The sequence below is a fragment of the Massilia sp. KIM genome, from assembly GCF_002007115.1.
Lineage (GTDB): Bacteria > Pseudomonadota > Gammaproteobacteria > Burkholderiales > Burkholderiaceae_D > Telluria.
The window spans coordinates 2,336,311-2,354,923 of the sequence record NZ_MVAD01000001.1 but is presented as its reverse complement, the minus strand read 5'-3'; the positions used below and the strand labels follow the sequence as shown (position 1 = coordinate 2,354,923).

Below are 18,613 nucleotides of genomic sequence, written 5' to 3'. Positions count from 1 at the left end.
TCGTTATCTGGAAATTTATGGAATTTATCTACCTCGTGACCCCGGTACTGACCTGGATGGTGGTCGGTCCGATCAAGTTTCTCATCACCAGCGCACGCCAGCGCCGCTGGGCGTTCAACCTGGTCGGGAACGGGGGCTTTCCGAGCAATCACAGCTCGGTCGTGACCAGCATGGCCACCCTGATCGCCCTGCGCGAGGGGATGGGCCATCCGGCGTTCGGGGTGGCGGTGACCCTGGCCTTCATCGTGATGATCGACGCCAACAGCCTGCGCCAGCACGTGGGACGCCACGCGGTGGCCATCAATCGCCTGCATGAGGGCAAGACCGACTACGTGATCCTGCGCGAGCGCATGGGCCATACCCTGGTCGAGATCGGCGGCGGCATCGCCACCGGCATCGGCATGGGCTTCCTGATCAACGCCGTCCTGGGCGGCTGAGGCAAGCCCTCCGGGGAGAACCGAGGAGACAAGCGGGTGGGGGAGGGGCCGGGCGGACGTCCGGCTGTCCGAAAACCGTCCGCCAAGGGGTAAAACCGGGGTCGTTTCAAGCGGGCTGGAATGCAGCTCATCGCCAAAAAACGCATTTCATCCCACGAATTCCGCAAGTCGCAGGTTCGTCAATTGACGGGGGAGGGGCACTCCTGAATACTGCGCGCTGGCTGTATATATTCTAATTTTTACAAAGCTTACCGAGTCCATTTCCGGAGAACCACAACATGCTGCGCAAACCACTACTCGTTCTAGCCATCGCTTCGGCGCTCGTTGCCTGCGGCAAGGAACCCGCCAAGGGCCCCGGAGCCCAGGCGAAGGACAACAAGCCCACGCAGCTCACCGTGGCCCCGGAGGACGTGCTCACCGTCCAGACCGACTCGATTTCCTCGGGTCCGGTGATCACCGGTTCGATCCAGCCCGAGCGCCGCGCCGACCTGCGCGCCGAGGTCTCGGCCATCGTGCTCCAGGTGCTCAAGGAGAACGGCGAGCCGGTGCGCCGCGGCGACGTGCTGGTGCGCCTGGACGAAACCGCGATCCGCGACACCATGCTGTCGGCCGAGGAGGCCCAGCGCGCCGCCAACCTGTCGCTGGAGCAGGCCAACCGCCAGCTCGAGCGCCTGAAAACCCTGCGCGCCTCGGGCATGACCTCGGTGAAGGCCCTGGACGACGCCGAAATGGCGCGCAACAACGCCCTCAGCGAGCTGTCGGCCGCCAAGAGCCGCGTCGCCAGCGCCCGCCAGCAACTGGCGCGCACCGTGGTGCGCGCGCCCTTCGACGGCATCGTCTCGGACCGCAAGGTATCCAACGGCGACACCGCCAACATCGGCAAGGAACTGGTCAAGGTCATCGACCCGAACAGCATGCGCTTCGAGGGCCGCGTCTCGGCCGACTCGATCGCCACCGTGAAGGTCGGCCAGAAGGTCAACTTCCGCGTCAACGGCTACGGCGAGCAGCAGTTCGCCGGCGTCGTCAAGCGCATCGACCCGGCCGCCAACGCCGTGACCCGCCAGGTCGAGGTGCTGGTCGAGTTCGCCGACAAGGCCCAGCCGAAAGTGGCCGGCCTGTACGCCGAAGGCCGCGTCGACGCGGTCTCGAGCGCGGCCCTGATGCTGCCCGAGGCGGCCCTGGTGAAGGCCGGCGACAAGACCTATACCTGGCGCGTCAAGGACAAGACCCTGAGCAAGGTCGACCTGGTGATCGGCGCGCGCGACCAGCGCACCGGCAACTTCGAAGTCAAGCAGGGCCTGGCCGCCGGCGACGTCGTGCTGCGCTCGCCGACCTCGAACCTGAAGGACGGCCAGAAGGTCGACCTGGCCTCGGCGCGCGTCGCCAGCGCCGCTCCGGTACAAGGAAAATAAGAACATGTTCCTCTCCAATTTCAGTGTCAAGAACCCGGTCGCGACGGTCGTCATGATCGTGGCGATGATGGCCTTCGGCCTGCTGGCCCTGTCCAAGCTGAAGGTCAACCAGAACCCGGACGTCGAGGTGCCGATCATCGTGGTCGACATCCCGTATCCGGGCGCCTCGCCCGAGACCTCTGAGCGCGAGATCACCAACCGCCTGGAAAAGCAGATGCAGGCGATCCAGGGCGTGACCGAAGTCAATTCCAACTCCTACGAAGGCGGCGCTTCGATCTGGATGGAATTCGACTTCAACCGCAACCTGATCGAAGCCTCGGACGACGTGCGCAACGCCATCGCGGCGGTGCGCTACAAGCTGCCGGTCGAGATGCGCGAGCCTATCCTGCGCCGCATCGACCCCTCGGCCGAGCCGGTGATGTCGCTGGCCCTGTCGTCCAGCACCCAGAGCCACGCCGAGATCTCGCGCTATGCCGAGGACGTGCTGGCCGACAAGTTCCGCGCCATCGACGGTGTCTCGACCGTGAACGTCAACGGCGCCCTGCGCCGCGAACTGTCGGTCCTGCTGCGCGCCGAAAAGCTGCGCGAATTCAACGTGTCGGTGGCCGACGTCACCAACGCCCTGCGCACCCAGAACACCAACGCCCCGGTGGGCAAGCTGCGTAGCGAGCTGGACGAGAAGGGCATCCGCCTGGTCGGCCGCATCGAGCGTCCGGAAGACTTTTCCCAGGTGGTGGTCAAGCGCAACGGCGACCAGATCGTGCGCCTGAACCAGGTCGCCGAGATCCGTGACGGCTACGCCGACATCAACAGCCTGTCCATGCGCAGCGGCAAGCCGAACGTCGGCCTGCAGATCTCGCGGTCGCGCGACGCCTCGACCGTGTCGCTGGCCAAGAAGGTCCACGAGGTGGTCAAGGAAGCCAACAAGGAACTGCCCAAGGGCACCGAGCTGGAAGTGGTGCGCGACGGCGGCGAAGACGCCCAGAGCAGCCTGAACAACGTGATCGAGGCCCTGGTGCTGGGCGCGATCCTGACCATCTTCGTGGTGTACGCCTTCCTGAATTCCTGGCGTTCGACCCTGATCACCGCGCTCTCGCTGCCGACCTCGGTGCTGGCCGCCTTCATCGCCGTCTGGCTGTGCGGTTTCACCCTGAACTTCATGACCCTGCTGGGCCTGTCGCTGGCGATCGGCGTGCTGATCGACGATGCGATTGTGGTGCGTGAAAACATCGTGCGTCACATGGAACTGGGTTCCGACCGCCGCACCGCGGCCCTCGAAGGCACCGCCGAGATCGGCATGGCCGTGGCCGCGACCACCTTCTCGATCATGGCCGTGTTCATTCCGGTGGCCTTCATGCCGGGCATCTCGGGCGAGTGGTTCGCGCCCTTCGCCCTGACCGTGACCTGCTCGGTGATCGTGTCGCTGTTCATTTCCTTCACCCTCGACCCGATGCTGTCGGCCTACTGGGGCGACCCGCCGGGCCACCACAACGCGCCCAAGAAGGGCATCGGCAAGGCGCTGGACCGCTTCAACCACTGGTTCGACCACCAGGCCGACCGCTACGGCAACGTGATCGCCTGGGCGCTGCACCACCGCAAGTGGATGGCCGCGATCGCCGTCGCCAGCTTCGTGGGCGCGATCGTGCTGCACGCCAAGTTCGGCGGTTCGAGCTTCCTGCCGAAATCTGACTACGGCACCATCATGGTCGAAGTGCGCACCCCGGCCTCGTCGAGCCTGGAATACTCGCGCCGCAAGGTCGAGGCGGCCGCCGAGCTGGCGCGCCAGATCCCCGAGACCGAGGACACCAACAGCAACGTCAACCTGAGCGGCGGCCGTGTCTACGTCGACATCGGCAAGCGCAGCACCCGCAAGCGCGGCGCCGCCGAGATCGCCGCCGACCTGCGCCAGCGCGTGAGCCGCCTGGTGGGCGCCGAGTACACCGTGATCGACGACCTGAACGGCAACGGCAAGCCGGTGCAGATCGAGTTCATGGGCCCGGATTCGCGCAAGCTGATGGAACTGACCAATGCCTACATGGAGCGCCTGCGCGCCGAAGTGCCGGGCGCGGTCGACGTCACCCTGTCGGAGCAGGATCCGAAGAACGAGCTGCAGATCGTGCTCGACCGTGGCCTGGCCAATGCGATGGGCATCTCGATCAACGACGCCGCCCAGTCGCTGCGCGTGGCCTTCGCCGGCATCGAGGTCGGCGACTGGGTCGACCCGAGCAGCGAGACCCGCGACGTCGCGGTGCGCCTGCACCCGGACGACCGCGTCAACACCGACAGCATCGAGCGCCTGCCGATCGCGGTGTCGGGCACCGGCATGATGGTGCCGCTGGAGCAGATCGCCAGCATCACCATGGGCAAGGGCCCGTCGGCGATCCGCCACAAGAACGGCGAGCGCATGATCACCGTGTCGGCCAACGCCGAGGGCCGTTCGCCGGGCGAAGTGACCGCCGACGCGCTCAAGCTGGCGCGCAGCTTCGACTTCCCGCCGGGCTATGGCCTGTCGCTGGGCGGCGCCGGTGAAGACCAGCAGGAAGTGTTCACCGAGATGGGCATCGCCCTGGTTTCGGGCATCGGCCTGATGTACCTGATCCTGGTGATGCAGTTCGGTTCCTTCACGGCGCCGATGGGCGTGATGCTGTCGCTGCCGCTGTCGCTGATCGGCGTGGTGCTGGCCCTGATGCTGACCAAGAACACCCTCAACCTGATGAGCCTGATTGGCGTCATCATGCTGATGGGCCTGGTGGCCAAGAATGCGATCCTGCTGCTGGACGCCGCCCGCGCGCTGGAGAAGGAGGGCATGGACCGCGAGGAAGCGCTGATGCAAGCGGGCCGCAAGCGTCTGCGTCCTATCCTGATGACGACCTTCGCGCTGATCGCCGGCATGCTGCCGGTGGCGCTGGCCCTGGGCGATGCCGGCCAGTTCTACCAGCCGCTGGCGATCGCGATCATCGGCGGGACGATCACCTCGACCTTCCTGACCCTGCTGGTGGTGCCGACCTTCTATGACAGCATCGAGATCGCGCGCGACCGCATGCTGGCCAAGTTCGGCCGCCGCGCCGAGCGCATGAACCCGGCCTTCGCCTTCATCATGACCTTCGTCGAGGCGGTCCTGACCATCGTCATGGTGCGCTTCGTGTTCCGCATGATCATGCGCCTGGTCGGCATGGCGACCGGCCGCGGCCGCGGCACGCCTCAGCCCGCATGATGCCCAGGCGGGCTCCGGCCCGCCTGTCGTTTTCCGGACGGCCAGCCTGCGGGCTGGCCGCTTTTTTTTCTGTGAGGAGCAGGAAGAAGGAAGAGCCTAGGTTCTGCGGTGAGGAGCAGGAAGAAGGAAGTGCCTAGGTTTTGCTGTGAGGAGCAGGAAGAAGGAAGAGCCTAGGTTTTGCGGTGAGTAGCAGGAAGAAGGAAGAGCACTAGGGGAGAGGGAAAACACAGGGGGGGCAAGCAACCGAAGTCACGCCGCTTGCTCCTGCGGCGAACCCCACCAACGTCATTCCGGCGAAGGCCGGAATCCAAGTTCGTCGCGTACCGACTGCGTTTGAAGTTGGTTGCAACGCGAGGAAACTTGGATTCCGGCCTTCGCCGGAATGACGTTGTTTTGTAGAGCGTGAATGCAGGCGCTGTCGATGCCGGACGCGCCGATGCGGCGATGCGGCGATGCGGCGATGCGCCGATGCGCCGATGCGCCGGTGCGCCGACGTGACGACCCATTTCAATCAAGCGCCGACGTCCAACGCCAAAAACCCGAACCTCGGCCCAAAGCCAGCCCTGCCGGACTGGCAATCGACCCTGTCGGGTGAGAAACACGCAGACGCGTTCGGGGAACGCGGTGGCGGGGCCAGCAAGGGCAGGCCCCGCCCGTTTGCGTTCGGCGGCTTAGCCGCCGGTGGTGCCGCCGGTGGTGCCGGTGCCCGAGCCGGTGGTGCCGGTGCCCGAGCTGCCCGAGGTGCCGGTGCCAGTCCCGGTGCCAGTGCCAGTACCGGTGCCAGTGCCAGTGCCCGTGCCGGTAGCGTCGGTGCCGGTGCCGGTTGCGCCAGTGCCAGTTGCGCCGGTGCCGGTGGCATCGGTGCCGGTGGTGCCGGTGGTGCCAGTCGTGCCGGTGGCGCCAGTGCCCATGTCGCCGGTCGCGCCGGTGGTGCCGGTGCCGGTGGCGCCGGTGCCGGTGTCACCCGTGGTGCCGGCGGTGCCCGAGGTCGAGCTCGGCGAAGTCGCCGAGGTGTCGCCAGCGGTACCAGCGGTGTCGTTCTTCTTGCAGGCGCCCAGCATGGTAGCCAGGAGAGCTGCAGTCAGCAGGATTTTTGGTGCCTTGGTCAAAGCTTTCATTGTTTATACTCCTCGTTCACGTCTATCTTGTGCCGAAGCCTCCAGGTGAGGCGCTGGAGGGACAACGGCGCCAGTTCAGTTCCTCCATGGGCGACATGCCCGGCGGTGGAACCATCAGGGAACCGACGCAATACGCGGCCCCGGTCAGTGCACGAATCCAGCGTGGAATTTAGACTGACCGCCAGGCGGCCAGTTCGCCGGATTGCACACTTCTGCTTTTTCCGCACTACCGCATGCGGAACTCGTCAGGAGACGACGCCAGGCGCCGCCTCCTGCCCTCCCGGCACTGGCCGGATGGTCTTGTCGCCGGCGGCGGTTTGCCCGCCGGTCTGTTCCAGCAGCGCGGGAATTTCCTGCGAAATTTCCCGCGCCAGGTATCCAAGCGTGCCCATGCGCTCGGCCAGGCGGTCGCCGGCGCGCGCGTGCAGGGCCACGCCCCAGCAGGTCGCCTGTTCCAGCGGCGCGCCGCGCGCCACCAGCCCGGCGATGATGCCCGCCAGCACGTCGCCCGAGCCGGAGATGGCCAGGCCGATGTTGCCCGCGCCTTCGTGCTGCCAGAAGCTGCCGTCGGGCGCGGCGACCACCGTGCGCGCGCCCTTGAGCGCCAGCACCGCGTTCCAGTCGCGCGCGCAGGCCAGGGCCAGCGGGTCGGGATGCGCCACGATGTCGGCCTTGTCAGCGCCGGTCAGGTGGGCCATCTCGCCGGCGTGCGGGGTCAGCACCACCGGGCGCTCGAACCGGTAGGGACGCCCGGGCGGCCAGCCGGGCGGCGGATGGCGCAGCGCGCCCATGGCGCAGGCGTCCAGCACGACGCCGACCCTCGCCGCGTCCATGCGCGGCAGCAGGGCGTGCACCAGCCTGGCCGTGCAGGGCTCGTCGCGCATGCCCGGCCCGATCAGGATGGCGTCGATGCGCTCGGCCAGCGGATCCAGGCGCGCGACGGCGTCGAGGCTGAAGCCGTCGCTGGCGTGCTCCTCGAGCGCGATCACGCGCGACTCGGGCATGGCCAGTGCCACCAGCTGGGCCACGCTGGCCCCGGTGGCCACGGTCAGCTTGCCGGCGCCGGCGCGCAGCGCGGCCGTGGCCGCGAGGATGACGGCGCCCGGCATCTCGGACGAGCCGCCCAGCACCAGCACGTGGCCGCGCAATTCCTTGTCGCCCTCGGCGTCGGGCCAGGGCAGGGGCCAGCGCGCCAGCAGGGCGGCGTCGATGTCGTGCACGGCGAGGGCGCGAACGGTCGGATCCATGGGAATGGCCTCATGCCTTCGGTGCGGCGGGCAGGTCCTTGCCGGCGGTGATCGGGGTCCCTGCGGCTTCCAGCGGGGCGACGAAGTTGACCAGGCGTAGCACCAGGTCGCCGCGCTTGCCGGCGGCCGGGTCGAAGCTGTACGAGGTGACCGAGCAGTTGGGCACGTCGCCGGCACGGTCGTGTTCGAGGATGGTGGCCTCATCCAGGTGCTCGAACAGGTATCGGAAGCAGTTCACCGTCACCTGGTGGGCGACGATCAGCACGCGCTCGCGGCAGAACTCGCGTTCCATGGTATCCATCACGCTGCGCAGGCGCAGGATCACGTCGCACCAGCTCTCGCCGCCCGGCGGGCGGAAATAGAACTTGCCGACGTGGCGGCGCTGCTCATACAGGTCGGGATAATGGTGGGCGATGCCGTGCGTCGTGAGGCGGTCGAGGATGCCGAATTCCTTTTCGCGCAGGCGCTCGTCGGCCTGCACCTCGAGCATGCGGCCGCGCTCCAGGCGCTGCAGCAGGATGTCGGCGGTTTCGCGCGCGCGCCGGTAGGGAGAGTGCAGGACCACGTTGGGCCGCTGCTGCGGCGGCAGCGCGGCGAACCACGACGCCAGGGCCTCGGACTGGCGCATGCCCAGCTCGGACAGGGGCACGTCGACGTCGCGTTCGGCGATGTCGATGTGATGGCCGGCGGCGGCTTCCGCCAGCTCACGCGCGACATTGCCGGCGCTCTGTCCATGCCTGACCAGCCAGATTTCCTGCGGCCACTTTTGTTCCATCACCAGCCCGTCGTTGATATTGACATGGCGTCATCATAGACGGATTCTGCGGCGCGTCAGCGCACGATTGCGGCCTTTCCAGACAGGCTCTTCACGATGTCGGCCTGCTCTTACATCCTATTGAAAACAAGCACTTATGCGTGCTCAGCAGTTTCTAGACCGCTTGTTCTTCGCTGTCCAGATTGATTTCCGCGTCGCTATGAAACACCCGCATGTCGGTCTCGCCGAGGACCCGGCTGGTGACCGTGCCGGCCGCGATCGAGCCGCTCACATTGAGCGCGGTGCGGCCCATGTCGATCAGCGGTTCGACCGAGATCAGGAGGCCGGCCAGCGCCACCGGCAGGTCCATCGCCGACAGCACAATCAGGGCCGCGAAGGTGGCGCCGCCGCCGACCCCGGCCACGCCGATCGAGCCGAAGGCGATCACCGCCAGCAGCGGCAGCAGGAAGGAGGCGGACATCGGATCGATGCCGACCGTGGGCGCGATCATCACCGCCAGCATGGCCGGGTAGATGCCGGCGCAGCCGTTCTGGCCGATGGTGGCGCCGAAGGAGGCGGCGAAGTTGGCCACGCCTTCCGGCGTGCCCAGGCGCGCGGTCTGGGTCGCCACGCTCATCGGGATCGCGCCGGCGCTGGTGCGCGAGGTGAAGGCGAAGGCCAGCACCGGGAAGATCTTGGTCAGGTAGCGGCGTGGATTGAAGCCGGCCGCGCCGACCATCAGGAGGTGGACGCAGAACATCAGGGCCAGCGCGCAGTAGGAGGCGACCACGAAGCCGAGCAGGTTGAGGATGGTGTCGAGGCTGGAGCCGGCCACCACCTTCGCCATCAGCGCGAACACGCCGAACGGGGTCAGGCGCAGCACGAGGGTCACCATGCGCATCACGATCACGTGGGCCACGTGCACGAACTGGCTGAAGGAGGCGAACACCTCGGGCTTCTTGCCGGCGATGCCGGTGGCCGAGATGCCGATGAAGATCGAGAACACGACCACGGCGATGGTCGAGGTCTTGCGTGCGCCGGTCATGTCGAGGAAGGGATTGGCCGGGATGAAGGACAGCAGCATCGAGGGCAGCGAAATCTCCTTCGCCGCCGCCAGGTTGCCCTGCAGGTACTCGCCACGCGCCACCTCGGCCGCCGAGGCGGTCAGGCCCACGGCGGACAGGTCGAAGAGGCGCGCCATCAGGACGCCGATCGCGGCCGCGACCACGGTGGTGACGAGCAGGATGCCGATGGTGAGGAAGCTGATCTTCCCGAGCGCGCCGGCGGTGCGCAGCTTGAGGATGGCCTGGACGATCGAGACCATGATCAGGGGGATGACGATCATCTGCAGCAGCTTCACGTAGCCGCTGCCCAGCACGTCGAGCCAGGCATTGGTGGCCGCGATCTCGGGCGAGGGCGTGCCGTACACCGCCTGCAGGCCGGCGCCGAGCAGCACACCCAGGCCTAGGCCGGCCAGCACCCGCTTGGTGAAGGAGACGTGGGCGACCTGCATGCGCCACAACAGGAGGCAGACGAGGAAGGCGATGGCCAGGTTGAGGATCAGCGGCAGGGTCATGTTGTCGATGTTTTATAGCACTACAGAACAATCGCAGCATTCTATAGGCAAACTGCTGTTACCGCTCTTGCCACAGTCTTGCTGACCCGATGCGCCGTTCGTTTCCGACAGCGGGGGCCGTTGTTGCAGCGCAGCGACGAAACGATAGCAATACATCAGGTATATCGCAAAGGAAACATTTCCAAGGGCCCCAACCGGAATTCTCGTTTCTATAATTCAATGAACCTTCTTGAACAAAATGGATCCAGAACATCCACCTACGCCATGTTAAAAAATCTGAGCATCAAGTCGCGTCTCATCTTCGTCATCGGCTTCCTGGCCCTCGAACTGATTGCCGGCGCGATCATCGGCATCTACAACCTCGGCATCGCGAATACCGAACTCAAGCAGATGTACGACAAGCGCCTGATGTCGCTCGGCCAAGTCGGGAACGTGGTGCAGCTGATCACCACCAACCAGTTGAACGTGGCCAAGGCCGTGCTCGTCGAGGACGCCGCGCTGCGCACCAGCCTGATGGCCGAGGTCGACGCCAACGCCGCCCAGATCACCAGGTTCTGGGACGAGTACAAGGCGGGTCAGCTGAGCAGCGAGGAGCGGGCCCTTGCGGACGCCTTCACCGAATCGCGCAAGGCCTTCCTGGCCCAGGGCCTGCGCCCCGCCGTGGCCGCCGTCCGCGCCAATGACAATGCGACCGCGCAGCAACTGCTGACCGGCCCGATGGTCAAGCTGTTCAAGCCCATGCAGGAGCAGGGCAGGAAACTGGTGGACCTGCTGCAGGCCGAGGCCAAGGCGGAGTACGAGCGCTCGCAATCGACCTTCGAGCTGGTGCGCATGGTCTGCCTGGCTGGCCTGGTCCTGGGCCTGGTGATGGCGGCGGTGCTGGGCGTCGTGCTGGTGCGCGCCATCGTCGTGCCGATCGAGAAAGCGGTGGCGATCGCCGGCGCCGTCGCCGCTGGCGACCTGACCCAGCGCATCGAGGTCGACGCGCGGGACGAGACGGGCCGCCTGCTGCAGGCCCTGAAGGACATGAACGATTCGCTGGTGCGCATCGTGAGCCGGGTGCGCGACGGCACCGACACCATCGCCACCGCCTCCGGCCAGATCGCGGCGGGCAACCTCGACCTGTCTTCGCGCACCGAGCAGCAGGCCGGGTCGCTGGAAGAGACCGCGTCCTCGATGGAAGAGCTGACCAGCACCGTCAAGCAGAACGCCGACAACGCGCGCCAGGCCAACGCCCTGGCCACCTCGGCCTCGGAAGTGGCGGGCAAGGGTGGCGCGGTGGTGGAGCAGGTGGTGCAGACCATGGGCGCGATCAACGCCTCGGCCACCCGCATCGTGGACATCATCGCGGTGATCGACGGCATCGCCTTCCAGACCAATATCCTGGCCTTGAACGCGGCGGTGGAAGCGGCCCGCGCTGGCGAGCAGGGCCGCGGCTTCGCGGTGGTGGCGGGCGAGGTACGATCGTTGGCCCAGCGCAGCGCCGCGGCCGCCAAGGAGATCAAGGCCCTGATCGACGACTCGGTCGAGAAGGTGCATCACGGCTCGGCCCTGGTGGACCAGGCCGGCGCGACGATGGCCGAGATCGTGCAGAGCGTGGGCAGGGTGACCGACATCATGGCCGAGATCACGGCCGCCAGCCAGGAGCAGACCGCCGGCATCGAGCAGATCAACAGCGCGGTCACCCAGATGGACCAGGTGACCCAGCAGAACGCCGCCCTGGTCGAGCAGGCCTCGGCCGCGGCCCAGTCGCTGCAGGAAGAGGCCCGCGAACTGGCCCAGACCGTGGGCACCTTCAAGCTCGACGGCATGGTGCAGGCGGCGCCACGGCGCGCGGCCCCGGCCCCGGCCGGCACGGCGGTGGCGCTGACCGCCAGGCCGGCCAAGCCGGCCAGGCCGGCGCGCGCCACGACGGCGGCTGCGGCCGCGGCGCCGCGCAAGCCTCCGAAGGCCGAGGCCGCAACCGCTTCGGAGGGATGGGAAGAATTCTGAGCCGGCGCGCGCCACAATGAAGAACGCCAACCCACGGGTTGGCGTTGTCGTTTTTGCGGCCGCGCGCGCCCGGACGGCCGGGCAGGGCGGGCAGTCGGGGCGGCCGCGCGAGGCGGCGCGTGCTGTTACTCGAAGGCGATGACGAGGGCCGCGAGGCCGATGCACAGTCCGGCCGCGACGGTGACCCGCTGGCGCAGGCGGCGGCCGCTGTCGACGATACCCTTGGCAAAGGTGCGGCGCGGCGCGCGCGGATCGCTGCGGTCCACGGTCGCGGTATGGATATGCGCGTGTTGACGTTCGAGGTGTTCGGTTTCCATGTTCTCTCCTGGTTGCCGTCTCGGTTGGAGACTGGCAGGGTTCGTGGCGCGCAGGCGCCGTGATTCGGTGCGCGTGGAGCGGGCCCGGCGAAGGCGCGGATGGCGCTCGCCGGGCTCAGGCATTCCGGGCCTGGGCCTGCCCGCCGTGGACGGCAGGGTAGCTAGCGATATGGAGGTGACCGGCATGTCGACGCGCCAGGGCGCGCGTCGGGCGCCGGGCGGGGTGATGCGAATGAATGCGTGACATGCGGTGCCAGTTCTCAGCTACGGTTCGACGGCCCGGCAGCACAGCAGCAGCGACACACTGGCGCTGGCGCTCGGGTGTTATGCATTTTACATCCCACTCGTCCAAAGGCAAGAGGCGCACGTTAGGCGCGGCGCCATGTCATGGGGAGTGTTCGGTCCATCCTAGCACGCGGAACGAGATACGGAAGATGCCCTAGGGAAATTCGCGAAAAAAAACCGCAGTTTGTCGACTTGTGTCAAACCGGTGTGGCAAACGCGCCACGCTCAGGCGCCGGGCCTCTCCGGCGCAGTGCGCCCCTCTTCAGCGGCGCAGGAAATCGAACAGGGCGGCGTTCACGCCGGCAGGGTCCTGCCAGGGGGCGAAATGGCTGACATCCTGCAATACCACGAGTTGGGCGCCAGGGATGGTGGCCGCCAGGTAGGCGGAGTGCGCGCGGCTGATGAATTCGTCATGGTCGGGCGCCACGATCGCGACGTGCCCACCGCGGATGGCGGCGAGCTGGGCGTCGGTGTAGTCGGGTTCGCCGGACTGCATGGCGCGCACGGCGGCGCTCAGGGCCTCGAACCGGCTCGGGTCCGGCGCGATGCTGGCGTAGTCGCTGGCCAGGCGCGGGCCGACCAGCGGCAGGATGGGCGAGGCGACCGGCGGCGTGATGAAACGCGCATTCATGTTCGGTCCCAGCGCGAAGACCTTCCCGACGCGCCGCGGATGCCGCATCGCGATGATCAGGCCGATGTTGGCGCCGTCGCTCCAGCCTGCGACATCGGCCTGGCGCAGCTTCAGGCTGTCCATCACCGCCAGCACGTCGTCAGCCATCAGCTCGTAGGAGAGGGCCTGGGGACCGAGCGTGCTGCGGCCGTGGCCTCGGCTGTCGACCAGGATCACGCGGCGTCCGGCCTTCACCAGGGGATCGACCTGATTGCCCCAGCCGAGGCTGCTGGCGCGGCCGCCGTGCAGCAGGATGATCGGCTTGCCCTTGCCGATCTCGCCGAACCAGATGCTCGCGCCGCCGCGTTCGACGCGGCCTTCCCGCGCCAGCGCGGGCAGGGGCGCTGGCAGCGGCAAGGTTTCCCAGCGCGGGGTTTGCGCCAGGGCGGGTGCCGCGGCGAAGGAAACCAGGAGGGACAGCAGGGTGGCGAAGAGCGTGAGAATGGCGGGCATGGCGGGGGCGGCGCTGAAAAAAAATGCCATGTTAGCGCCGGCCCCGGCGCGCCCCCATCTACCCTACGAGGTGCATCCGCCTCATGCGCTCATGGACCGACCGGGGCGAGGACCAGGCGCGGGTCGTTGGTGATCGCGATGAGCATCATGCCGTCGCCCGATACCACCATCTGAGCGGTGAGGATGTTGCGTGCGTAGCTGGCCAGCTTGAAGCTGGCCTGGATGCTGCCGTCGGGGCGATGCACCCAAACATCTTCCGGCTCGTAGACGCCGGAGATGCCGCAAACCACGCGGCCGTCGCTGGCCACCTTGATGTTGTTGGGATAGGCGCTACCGCCGGCCAGGCTGCCGCTGTCTTCGAGCGTCACGGTGTCGAGCATCCCGCAGCGGTAGGGCGAGCCGTTGGCGATGTAGAGGCGGCTGCCGTCGGGGGTGATGGCGATATCCTGGCCGTTCGAGCGCGAGCGCACATTGGGGCTGAAGATGTCGTAGGGCTGCTTGCTCAGGCTCAGGACGCCGTCGCCGACGTCGCGGAAGGCCATCCGGTAGGCTTCCACGGTCGAGGGGCTGAAGCCGGTGTTCTGGGTATACAGCATGCGGCCGTCGGCGGTGGCGCTCAGCGAGGCGTCGATGTAGCCGCTGTCGAGGCGCTTGCCGGTCGCCGCCACCCAGGCGCCGCCGCCGCCGATCATGAGCACCTGCACGCCGTCAGGCCGGGCCACGATCATGTCGCGCGCCGGCTCGTCGATGTTGTTGTCCTTGTAGGCCGGCCAGCTGTCGACCTTGGCGAAGGTCGCCAGGTCGAACACCTGCACCACGCCGGCGTTGTTGTCATGGGCGTACAGGCGGCCGCCGTCGGGCGCCACCGCCATGGTGCGGAAGGCCGCGCCCGGCGCCGACAGGGCGCCCAGCTTGCGGCCGGTGTAGACGTGGTAGACGTCGATCGTCGATTCGCCCGCGTGGGCATAGACGTAGGGGCGTAGCGGATCGGCAATGACGCGCTGGTAGGCCTGATCGAAGGAGGTGACGGCCGAGGGCGTGGCGCTGCCCTTCCACAGCGCGACGCGGATGGTTTCGGCGCGGCTGATGCTTGGCGCGGAGGAGCGCAGGGTGACGGTGGCGTAGCTGATGGTATTGGCCGGCAGCGATTCGGGACGGGCCGAAAGGTTCAGCGCGCCGCCGGTGGTGCCGCTCGGGGTGACGTCCAGCCAGGGCTGGTCGGACTGGGCGGTCCAGGCCACGCTGCCGCCCAGGTTGTCGCGGATCGGAACGCTGCGGCTCAGGCGCGACCAGCCCGGGGTGGCGGTGAAGGCCACGCCGGTTTCGAGCGCGATCAGCTTGTGCGGGGCGACGCCCAGCGACACCGGCACCGACTTGCTCTGGCCGTCGGCGGTGGTGATCTGGACGGTATCGGTGTACAGGCCGGGCGCCAGGCCATCGGCGTGGTAGCTCAGGTTGACGGTGGCGGGGCCGGTGCCGCTTGCGGGGCTGAGCTTGATCCAGCCGGCCTTGCTGCTGGCGGTCCATTTCAGGCCGGGGCCGGCGATCGCGATGCTGGCCGTGGCCGGCTCGAGCTTGCCGGCGTTGACGGTCGGATCCGTATTGCCGCTGGCGGTGGCGCCCAGCGGCGGCGCGCTGATCGTGATGTCGAAGGGCAGGGCGACCGGGGAACCGGGGAACTGGGTGCTGCAGCCGGGGTCGCGGCACAGCATCACCGTGAAGTTGCCGCTGTAGCGGCCGAAAGCCACCGTGGGCGAGGTCTGCAGGATCACCTGGTAGGAGGTGGCCGAGATCTGGCCGAGTTGCACCTGGGTGGAGATCACGCCGGTGCTGTCCTGGATCACCGCGTAGACGCCGCTGGCGTTGGCGAAGTCGGCGGGGCGCTTGACGGTGGCGGTCAGCATGAGCTGCTTGGCTTCGCCGGCCATCGCGGTTCCGCTCAGGGTGGCGGGCGAGAAGCTGACGGCATCGCCGGTCGGGGTGGAACCGGCGGAGCCGTTGCCGCCGGCGCCGCCGGCGCCGCCACTACCGCCGCCGCAGGCGGCCAGGCTCAGTGTGAGAGAAAGCGCCAGGACCGAAGGCCAGCGCAAGAAAAGAGTACGGAAAGAAGAGGACATGGAAGCGAGGCGAGCGGAACCGTCAGAGCGGCCGAAGGAGTGGACAAAAAGCTACCAGTTTATCGATAGCATTGTGCTCTGGTCCACAAATATTTCGGACATACAACTAATTAACAACGGTATGGCGCGCTGCCCCTGCGCTCGCAGCCCCGCCGTCACCCGCCCTGCATGCGCGGGGCGGGCGCGGCAGGGCAAGTCGGCTCAGCGTGCCCCATGCAGGCGGAAGCGGATCACGCCAGCGCTGACCTGCTGGCCGGCGCGCATGCCGCCGAACAGCCCGTATTCCTGGCCGCCCAAGGGAATGAGGCCGCGAAAGTCCATGCCGGCTTCCGGCAAGGGCGCATGGGACTGCCACAGGCCGCGCGCCGGATCGAAGCTGAACACCGCATCCGAGGGCTGGGCCGGCAGCTTGTCGTAGCCGATGCCGTTGTAGTTGTAGGCGCGCGGGCTGCCGCCCGCGAACAGGATGCGGCCGGCGTCGCCGACCGCGCCGGCGCGGTAGAGGGGCGGCCCCGGATGCGCGGGCAGGCGCTGCCAGACGATGCTGGCAGGCTGCTGCGGATCTAGCTTGCCCTGCCAGCATTCGTCGGCCATCGCGAACACGTTCTTGCCGTCGGCGCCCTTGGCGGCGCTCACGCCGTCGCAGACCACCAGGGTATCGCCGACCAGGCCGCCCGCGTGACCGAAGACCGGCGTGCCGGGGTAGGGCGTGGCCCGCAGCCATTGGCGGGTCTCGGTATCGTAGATCTGCACGTCCGCCACATTGCCCTTGTCGTGCCAGCCGCTGACCAGCACGATCCAGCGCTCGCGCCAGGGCAGGGCCACGCTGTCGTCGACCGGCACCGGCATGCGGCTTTCCTGTTCGAAGCCGCCGCTGGAGGGAAGGAAGCGCAGGATTTCCGGCGTGGACACCTCCTCGCCGCGCGGCGAGACGGTGTAGCCGCCGATCAGGTAGACCTTGCCGCCCACGGTCAGCGCCGCGGCCGCCAGGCGGCCTTCGGGGACCGGGATCTCGCCCACCCGGCGCCAGCGCCCGTTCTTCAGGTCGAGGGCATGGACGTCGCGGGCGATATCGGCATGGGTCTTGCCGGGGCCGAGACCGTAGAAGGTGTAGACCTGGTCGCCGGCACGGGCGACCGCCCAGTTGGCGCGGGGCGCGGGAGCGTTGGGCTGGGCGAAAGCCGTGTTCGAGACCAGCACGGCGCCAAGGATGAAGTAGCGGAACATGAAGGGATGCGAAATAAGGAAAAAAACCAGGAGCCTGGGGCCGGCCGGGCGCCGGCGCGACCGTTATCATAGACGAGATCGGCAACCCGGGCCGACGGTGGGGCGGGGCGACGCAGGCGCGGCGCTTCGGCAGCGCCACGCGGGAAGCAGCATCAGGCGCTCATGGCAAGCGTCGCTGCCCGAAAACAAAAAAGGCGTCACGATCGCTCGTAACGCCTTCTTCGCTGATTCTGGTAGGCCGTGCTGGGCTCGAACCAGCGACCAACGGATTAAAAGTCCGCTGCTCTACCAACTGAGCTAACGACCCGAAAGAAGCAAGATTATAGGGGGCGGCACCGATGCTGTCAAATACCCATCCCGCCTATAGGGAACTTATTTCAGGGATGCCAATCGGTCGCGGGCGGTCTGGGCCGCGGTCGAGGACGGGTACCTGGAGACCAGCTGCTGCAGCGCCGCCCTGGCCTTCTTGTTGTCCTTCAGCAGGGCATAGCTGCTGGCGATGTTCAGCATGGCGTCCGGCACCTTGGCGCTGGTGGCGTAGTTCTTGGTCAGAGCTTCCTGGGCCACGATGGCGTTCTTGTAATCGCCCAGCGCGTAGTAGGCGTTGCCCAGCCAGTACTGCGCGTTCGAGGCATAGGCCGACTCCGGGTAGCGGCGCACGAAGTCCTGCAGCGCGGCGGCGGCGGATTTGTAGTCGCCCGACTGGAACAGGGCGGTGGCGTTGTCGTAGGCGGTTTTTTCGGCCGGCATCACCTCGGCGGTCTGGCCGTCGATGGTTTCCTGGCGCGGCTCGAGCTTCTTGATGCGCGCGTCGAGGTCGGCGTACAGCTGCTTCTGACCGTTCTGGGCCTTGGAAATCTCGTTGGTGAGCACCTCGATCTGGCCGCGCAGGCGCGCCAGCTCCTGCATGGTCTGCTCGTGCTGGTTGAGCATCTCGAGGGTCGCGCTCTTGTCCGCCTTGCCATCGAGGCGGCCTTGCAGCTCGCGCGTGATGTTGTCGACCTTAGTGCGCAGGTCGAGGATGGCTTTGCGCGCTTCGTCGTCGTCGAGCAGGCCGGCGGACGCCTGCAGCGGCATCCAGGCCGCCAGGAACAGGCAGGCAAGACGGGACGGGGTCAGTTTGATCATGGCGTTGCTCTTTCTACGAATTCGGGAAAGCGGTTGCAGAGATAAAAACGGGGCGGTAGCAGTCTGCACTGCTGTCCGCCCCGCTGTCAATCGACCGTCTTAAACGACAGTGCGATTACTGGTAGACGATGTCGGCACGGCGGTTTTCAGCCCAGGCCGCTTCGTTGCTGCCGGTTGCCTTCGGCTTTTCTTCGCCCAGCGAGACGGCTTCCATCTGGCCGTCGGCCACGCCCAGGGTGCCCATGGCGCGACGCACGGCTTCGGCACGCTTCTGGCCCAGGGCCAGGTTGTACTCGGTGCCGCCGCGTTCGTCGGTGTTGCCCTGGATCAGGATCTTACGCTGGGTGTTCTTGGTCAGGTAAGCCGAGTGGTTCTCGACCACCGGACGGCCGTCGTCGCGCACGACGAAGCTGTCGAAGTCGAAGTAGATGCTGCGGTTGGCCAGCACGCCCTTCGGATCGTTCAGCGGGTCGACGGTCGCGGTTTCGACCGGTTTCACTTCACGGGTGTCCGGCTGGGCAGCCACCGGTGCCGGTTCCGGCGATTTTTCGACAACCGGGGTCTCGTTCAGCTTGGTCGACGAGCAAGCGGCCAGCAGGCTTGCTGCCGAGACGATGAAGGCCACACTCTTGAAGTTGCGCATGGTTATTCTCCTGTTCTGGTAAA

General features: G+C 67.3%; 14 protein-coding genes and 1 tRNA gene. 4 read left to right on the top strand and 11 right to left on the bottom strand.

What is annotated here, in order from left to right; all coding sequences use genetic code 11:
• The first annotated feature begins 17 nt into the window (after positions 1 to 17).
• From B0920_RS10235 to B0920_RS10225, 3 genes are all read left to right on the top strand, one after another.
• Entirely contained in the window at positions 18 to 437 is a 420-nt protein-coding gene (locus B0920_RS10235) for a divergent PAP2 family protein (RefSeq protein ID WP_078032394.1), read from the top strand.
• A 278-nt stretch (positions 438 to 715) separates the two neighbouring features.
• Positions 716 to 1,849, top strand: coding sequence for an efflux RND transporter periplasmic adaptor subunit (locus tag B0920_RS10230; RefSeq protein WP_078032393.1), 1,134 nt, complete (start codon positions 716 to 718; stop codon positions 1,847 to 1,849).
• 4 nt (positions 1,850 to 1,853) lie between these two features.
• Positions 1,854 to 5,063, top strand: a complete 3,210-nt coding sequence (locus tag B0920_RS10225; protein WP_078032392.1) for an efflux RND transporter permease subunit — start codon at positions 1,854 to 1,856, stop codon at positions 5,061 to 5,063.
• A gap of 671 nt (positions 5,064 to 5,734) precedes the next feature.
• On the opposite strand, the gene B0920_RS10220 is transcribed toward B0920_RS10225, so the two are convergent.
• The 4 genes from B0920_RS10220 to B0920_RS10205 form a co-directional block, all read right to left on the bottom strand.
• Positions 5,735 to 6,181, bottom strand: coding sequence for a hypothetical protein (locus B0920_RS10220; RefSeq protein WP_078032391.1), 447 nt, complete (start codon positions 6,179 to 6,181; stop codon positions 5,735 to 5,737).
• 245 nt (positions 6,182 to 6,426) lie between these two features.
• Complete coding sequence (locus B0920_RS10215) at positions 6,427 to 7,428, bottom strand: NAD(P)H-hydrate dehydratase (protein WP_078032390.1); 1,002 nt, start codon at positions 7,426 to 7,428, stop codon at positions 6,427 to 6,429.
• A gap of 10 nt (positions 7,429 to 7,438) precedes the next feature.
• Entirely contained in the window at positions 7,439 to 8,203 is a 765-nt protein-coding gene (locus B0920_RS10210) for a histidine phosphatase family protein (RefSeq protein ID WP_078032389.1), read from the bottom strand.
• A gap of 154 nt (positions 8,204 to 8,357) precedes the next feature.
• Positions 8,358 to 9,758: an L-cystine transporter gene (locus B0920_RS10205; RefSeq protein WP_078032388.1), complete on the bottom strand. Its 1,401-nt coding sequence runs from the start codon at positions 9,756 to 9,758 to the stop codon at positions 8,358 to 8,360.
• 264 nt (positions 9,759 to 10,022) lie between these two features.
• On the opposite strand from B0920_RS10205, the gene B0920_RS10200 reads away from it, so the two are divergent.
• Positions 10,023 to 11,750: a methyl-accepting chemotaxis protein gene (locus tag B0920_RS10200; protein ID WP_078032387.1), complete on the top strand. Its 1,728-nt coding sequence runs from the start codon at positions 10,023 to 10,025 to the stop codon at positions 11,748 to 11,750.
• A 125-nt stretch (positions 11,751 to 11,875) separates the two neighbouring features.
• Here the strand turns inward: B0920_RS10200 and B0920_RS10195 are convergent, their stop codons facing one another.
• The 7 genes from B0920_RS10195 to pal form a co-directional block, all read right to left on the bottom strand.
• Positions 11,876 to 12,067, bottom strand: coding sequence for a hypothetical protein (locus B0920_RS10195; protein WP_078032386.1), 192 nt, complete (start codon positions 12,065 to 12,067; stop codon positions 11,876 to 11,878).
• A gap of 547 nt (positions 12,068 to 12,614) precedes the next feature.
• On the bottom strand, positions 12,615 to 13,505 hold the full coding sequence (locus B0920_RS10190; protein ID WP_229455342.1) for an alpha/beta fold hydrolase: 891 nt from the start codon (positions 13,503 to 13,505) through the stop codon (positions 12,615 to 12,617).
• A 59-nt stretch (positions 13,506 to 13,564) separates the two neighbouring features.
• Positions 13,565 to 15,565: a BACON domain-containing protein gene (locus B0920_RS10185; RefSeq protein ID WP_078032385.1), complete on the bottom strand. Its 2,001-nt coding sequence runs from the start codon at positions 15,563 to 15,565 to the stop codon at positions 13,565 to 13,567.
• Positions 15,566 to 15,793: 228 nt separating this feature from the next.
• A complete protein-coding gene (locus tag B0920_RS10180) occupies positions 15,794 to 16,819 on the bottom strand; it encodes a hypothetical protein (protein WP_078032384.1) in 1,026 nt (341 codons plus the stop codon).
• 231 nt (positions 16,820 to 17,050) lie between these two features.
• Positions 17,051 to 17,126, bottom strand: a tRNA-Lys gene (locus B0920_RS10175).
• Between the two features lie 65 nt (positions 17,127 to 17,191).
• Positions 17,192 to 17,947, bottom strand: a complete 756-nt coding sequence (ybgF, locus tag B0920_RS10170) for a tol-pal system protein YbgF (protein WP_078032383.1) — start codon at positions 17,945 to 17,947, stop codon at positions 17,192 to 17,194.
• Positions 17,948 to 18,062: 115 nt separating this feature from the next.
• The gene (gene pal / locus B0920_RS10165) at positions 18,063 to 18,590 is read right to left on the bottom strand and encodes a peptidoglycan-associated lipoprotein Pal (protein WP_078032382.1); all 528 of its coding nucleotides are present in this window, start codon (positions 18,588 to 18,590) and stop codon (positions 18,063 to 18,065) included.
• Positions 18,591 to 18,613: the final 23 nt, after the last annotated feature.

Excerpts from the sequence above, each read along its gene's own strand:
- B0920_RS10215 (WP_078032390.1), bottom strand. The coding sequence starts at position 7,428 with ATGGATCCGACCGTTCGCGCCCTCGCCGTGCACGACATCGACGCCGCC.
- B0920_RS10225 (WP_078032392.1), top strand. The coding sequence starts at position 1,854 with ATGTTCCTCTCCAATTTCAGTGTCAAGAACCCGGTCGCGACGGTCGTC.
- B0920_RS10195 (WP_078032386.1), bottom strand. The coding sequence starts at position 12,067 with ATGGAAACCGAACACCTCGAACGTCAACACGCGCATATCCATACCGCG.
- B0920_RS10220 (WP_078032391.1), bottom strand. The coding sequence starts at position 6,181 with ATGAAAGCTTTGACCAAGGCACCAAAAATCCTGCTGACTGCAGCTCTC.
- B0920_RS10210 (WP_078032389.1), bottom strand. The coding sequence starts at position 8,203 with ATGGAACAAAAGTGGCCGCAGGAAATCTGGCTGGTCAGGCATGGACAG.
- B0920_RS10180 (WP_078032384.1), bottom strand. The coding sequence starts at position 16,819 with ATGTTCCGCTACTTCATCCTTGGCGCCGTGCTGGTCTCGAACACGGCT.
- pal (WP_078032382.1), bottom strand. The coding sequence starts at position 18,590 with ATGCGCAACTTCAAGAGTGTGGCCTTCATCGTCTCGGCAGCAAGCCTG.
- B0920_RS10205 (WP_078032388.1), bottom strand. The coding sequence starts at position 9,758 with ATGACCCTGCCGCTGATCCTCAACCTGGCCATCGCCTTCCTCGTCTGC.
- B0920_RS10200 (WP_078032387.1), top strand. The coding sequence starts at position 10,023 with ATGTTAAAAAATCTGAGCATCAAGTCGCGTCTCATCTTCGTCATCGGC.
- B0920_RS10230 (WP_078032393.1), top strand. The coding sequence starts at position 716 with ATGCTGCGCAAACCACTACTCGTTCTAGCCATCGCTTCGGCGCTCGTT.
- B0920_RS10235 (WP_078032394.1), top strand. The coding sequence starts at position 18 with ATGGAATTTATCTACCTCGTGACCCCGGTACTGACCTGGATGGTGGTC.
- B0920_RS10190 (WP_229455342.1), bottom strand. The coding sequence starts at position 13,505 with ATGGCATTTTTTTTCAGCGCCGCCCCCGCCATGCCCGCCATTCTCACG.
- ybgF (WP_078032383.1), bottom strand. The coding sequence starts at position 17,947 with ATGATCAAACTGACCCCGTCCCGTCTTGCCTGCCTGTTCCTGGCGGCC.